Source organism: Moorena sp. SIO3B2 (genome assembly GCF_010692525.1).
In the GTDB taxonomy this organism is placed as follows: domain Bacteria; phylum Cyanobacteriota; class Cyanobacteriia; order Cyanobacteriales; family Coleofasciculaceae; genus Moorena; species Moorena producens.
Genome location: NZ_JAAHHE010000462.1, coordinates 1 through 4,192, shown reverse-complemented (window position 1 = coordinate 4,192; position 4,192 = coordinate 1). Strand labels below are relative to the sequence as shown.

Below are 4,192 nucleotides of genomic sequence, written 5' to 3'. Positions count from 1 at the left end.
GATCATGGGCTAATGCTGCAGCTAACGTGGATTTACCAATGCCTCCTAAGCCATAGATGGCACTAACCACTAAAGTGCCAGCTCTAGCAGTTTCTTGGGATAACAGAATTTGTTTTAGTCGTTGGCTTACTTCCGGGCGCTCGACATAATACGGAGGTAGTGGGGGTGCTTGATTAGGTCGAGTTTGGTTAACCTGCCTCCCAGGCGACTGCAGTCAATTATAATTATTAGTTATTTTGTCTCTTCCAATACTATCTCCTCCAATATTATCTCTTCCAATACTATCTCTTCCAATACTATCTCTTCCAATATTAGTATTACCTTGATTAATATCCCTTTTGGCAAAGTTTTTCACATTCTCAAGGTTGTAATTCTCACGGATAGCCTGATGGGATTCCAAAGCTTTGGTAATCTTTTCAAGAATTTCTTCTAAGTTAGGCAAAGCTTCAGCATCAACAGTAGTCACTAAACGCTCGATACTTTGGGCAACTTCCGGATTTTGCTTGGCTGCTGCTTCTACCTCCAATGCCACCTTGGCATAATCAAGTGCTTGCTCTGGGGCTTGCTCGATAGCCATTACTGTATCTGGAGACTGGTTTCTCAGGGATTCTACAAACTGGTTAGTCTGGTCCCAAACAACTTGCCCGACATTTTCCCCAGTTTTTTCTAGGGCTTTAGTGGCTAGCACAGTAGAAATAGCGACAACGGCAGCAGCTAATGGTTCCATTTTTGAAGGAGATTATTCAGAGTCTTGGTTTATTATAGTATTTTTAAATTGGGTGAGTTAGTTAGTAGTTAGTAGGGTGGGCAGTGCCTACTAATGCTATCGCCAGCTGCTGTTATCTATCTTTGGCACTGCCCACCCTACATCAATATTCTATTGTGATTAATTCTTTGGTGGGCAGTGCCTACTAATGCTATCGCCAGCTGCTGTTATCTATCTTTGGCACTGCCCACCCTACATCAATATTCTATTGTGATTAATTCTTTGGTGGGCAGTGCCTACTCATGCTATCTCTAGCTGCTGTTATCTATCTTTGGCACTGCCCACCCTACATCTTAATGGGGTGAGGTGGATTTTTTTAGTGAGTTAGTTAGTAGTTAGTTAGTAGGGTGGGCAGTGCCTACTCATGCTATCTCTAGCTGCTGTTATCTATCTTTGGCACTGCCCACCCTACATCAATATTCTATTGTGATTAATTCTTTGGTGGGCAGTGCCTACTCATGCTATCCCCAGCTGCTGTTATCTATCTTTGGCACTGCCCACCCTACATCTACATCAATATTTCTGTTCTCTATATTCAGTTGTTAATTGCCTTTTGGTTTTTAAATTGCTCGATTAATTGGGTTAAATTGTTAGGTTCCATGACTTGAGTGTACTGGTGCGCCATTTCCGGTGTTAGGAGTTCTAGCAATAGGGTGTTTTCAATCCACAATTCCATGACATCAAAGTATCCCTTTCGGCTACAGCGAACAACTCGCCATTGTTCTCGTTCACCAATTTTTTCGATTTCTTGTTGATTCAAGGGAACGGCAATGGCGGCATGAGTAGCGGTAAATTTGGAACTAGCTTCATTATTTAAGAACTGTAATTCTTGTTGGTTAGTTCCAGGCTTTAATTCCGTGCCCCTAGGATAAACTTCAATAGCTGTTCCATATTGATCAAAGGCTAAGGTCATATAACTTCCTGGGTGAGGCGCAAATTCAATGCAATTTCCCTTAAAGATTTCTGCTAGTACCGTGGCTACGTGGTAAGGATTATCTGCGGCAATAGATATGTGAAATATCATAAATTTATATCTCTAGAATTAGAGTAGTTTTCAATTGGTTTAGGGACAAAGTTCTGGGTTTTAGGGAACAGCGATCCCCCCTAACCCCCCTTAATAAGGGGGGAAAAGAACAGGGAAGAGATAATAGGGAAGATAGAAGAGGTAAAAAATTATGTGTACTTCATAGCTATGAAAAACGCTGTATTAGTTTTATCTTAGTAGGAGCGCCTAAAAGCTGCATCAAAAGGTGCGCTTGCGTCAAGCGCACCTAAAAGTTGAAAGTGCTTTTAAAAAGGTTAGCAGGGCAAAGGCATCTTGTCAATAAACCGGAGATAGTTATCAATAAACCCTGCTGTAAGCATATGCGCTACGCGCAGGCTAGGCCAACAGCTAATGCGCTACCCGCACCCTAAGCAAATGGCTGAATACTTACCTTGGTATTTTATTGAAAATTATTTTCATAAGTAGTCCTACAAAATTTAAATGATATGTAGCTATCCTTGAATATATAAAGGCTAAGCTAACAACCAAAATAAAAATTAATTACACATAATTTATTATAAAAATAGCGAAAATTTTTAATTGTAAATAAATGTATTTTTTTTGATTTACCCCTTGCATTTTTTCCAGGAGTTATCTATACTATAAAAAGTAACGACTGAAACTAATAACCGCGCTGGTCATAGCCTTAATGAAAATCAGCGCGGTTTTCCTCCCACCTAAATAGGAGTTACTTCTATCATGGCAAAAATATCACGATCATCAATCCTAGCTTTCCACCAAGCCACCCTGCCCTTGGTGAAGGAGGTAGGTTGATATCTAAGCATATGCGCTACGCGCACGCTACGCGAACAGCGGTCAGCGGTCAGCCCTCAGTCCTTAGCCTTTAGCTGATAGCTAATAGCTAATAGCTGATAGCTGATAGCTGATAGCTGATAGCTGATAGCTGATAGCTGATAGCTGATAGCTGATAGCTGATAGCTGATAGCTGATAGCTGATAGCTGATAGCTGATAGCTGATAGCTCCCTAAATTAATAATCACCCCCAGACCCATAGCGCCATGCGTCTAGCCAACGGTGGAAATAATATTTTGGTTTCGGTGGCAAAGTATTCAACATGCCACTGAGTAATTTACCTACTGGATACAAACTACTGTAAACGGCTAAATTACTATAATGAACCATCCAATCCAATAGCATCGTTAATCCTACTTGAGGAATCACTGGCACGACTAATCCTGGTTTAGTTAATGATGTCACAAATAGGGTTTTAGATAATCCTGAAAACTTCACTACATCTTGGAGGAAGGGCTTAAGCACATCATCTCCCAGGTTTGCCATGGCTTGGAATACGCCAGTGAGTAATTGATTAATTTGATTCGGTGCTAGTTGTTGCTTGATGCCAACACTCATCGTTCGTTGAAACATCCAGGTTACGCCAATATTCGGCTGATAGGGTTGTAGTTGGGCTAAAGCATTGCGGTCTAGCAAATCATAGTCCAAGGCTTCATGAATACCGTTACTTAGACGCTTTAAATGTCTGACCATGGAACCAAATCCACCAAAACTGACTGGTGATTGCCCACCACTGCTATCCCCTACAGGTAAAATCCGATTCCAAGGCATTCTTAGGGGACTTTTTTGATAGGAAGGAAAAAAGCCAAATAGTACTCGTTTAAAATCAAGTTGGGATAAGTCTACTCCCTGGTATTCTGGTAACAGACGGAAGTATTCGTCACATAAAAATTCTAAACTAGGACGTTCGGGATTAGCATCTAAGTAGGTAAATAAATAGGTTGTTCTACCATCCCGAGCTGGAAATGCTTCCCAGAAATATTGACATTGATTTTGGATAGGAGTGAACGATACAATCAAATCCCCCATCTCATTTTTAGGATAGCCTTCAGCACAGCTACCAACCACTAAACAAACTCCTTCTGGTTTCTGACCTTGCCTGACTTGCTTAACAATTGGGGAAAAATGTCCCATGGCATCGATCAGTAAGCGAGCCTTAACTTGGGTAACCTCCAACTGGTCAACTTTCAAGCCGATTGAGACGCCATCGGGATGAATAGTTGCTTGTGTAAAGGATGTCTTTTCAAAGAGCTTACCGCCAGCAGCTAAAAATTTGGCTTTGAGGGTATCGAGCAGAAAGACTGGGTCAACACCAATGTTGAGTACGTCGTTTACCAAGAAATCAGGACCCTCGAAAAAACTGATCCGAGCTGGGTTATACTCGGATGCGATCGCATTTTCTAATTCCGCCGTTGAGAGTAACTCAAGTTCCAGGAATACTTCCAGTTCTTGGCGAGAGATATTCCACTCTTGGTCTCTACCGCGCAAAACCCCCCGTTCAACTACCGCAACTCGCCAGCCTCGCTGTTGTAGAGCAGCACCAATCAGAATTCCCAAGGTACCGCCAC

General features: G+C 41.8%; 4 protein-coding genes. All 4 read right to left on the bottom strand.

What is annotated here, in order from left to right; translation table 11 throughout:
• Window positions 1-214: 214 nt before the first annotated feature.
• A complete protein-coding gene (locus F6K38_RS36205) occupies window positions 215-727 on the bottom strand; it encodes a hypothetical protein (protein ID WP_287256992.1) in 513 nt (170 codons plus the stop codon).
• Between the two features lie 574 nt (window positions 728-1,301).
• On the bottom strand, window positions 1,302-1,790 hold the full coding sequence (locus F6K38_RS36200; protein WP_008188263.1) for a hypothetical protein: 489 nt from the start codon (window positions 1,788-1,790) through the stop codon (window positions 1,302-1,304).
• 851 nt (window positions 1,791-2,641) lie between these two features.
• Window positions 2,642-2,812, bottom strand: a complete 171-nt coding sequence (locus tag F6K38_RS36195) for a hypothetical protein (protein WP_287359863.1) — start codon at window positions 2,810-2,812, stop codon at window positions 2,642-2,644.
• On the bottom strand, window positions 2,802-4,192 hold a 1,391-nt coding region (locus F6K38_RS36190), incomplete at its 5' end, for an FAD-binding oxidoreductase (RefSeq protein WP_287359862.1). The genes F6K38_RS36190 and F6K38_RS36195, both read right to left, overlap by 11 nt.

What these genes read in the sequence shown, in the direction of transcription:
- F6K38_RS36205 (WP_287256992.1), bottom strand. Translation starts at nt 727, where the DNA reads ATGGAACCATTAGCTGCTGCCGTTGTCGCTATTTCTACTGTGCTAGCC.
- F6K38_RS36200 (WP_008188263.1), bottom strand. Translation starts at nt 1,790, where the DNA reads ATGATATTTCACATATCTATTGCCGCAGATAATCCTTACCACGTAGCC.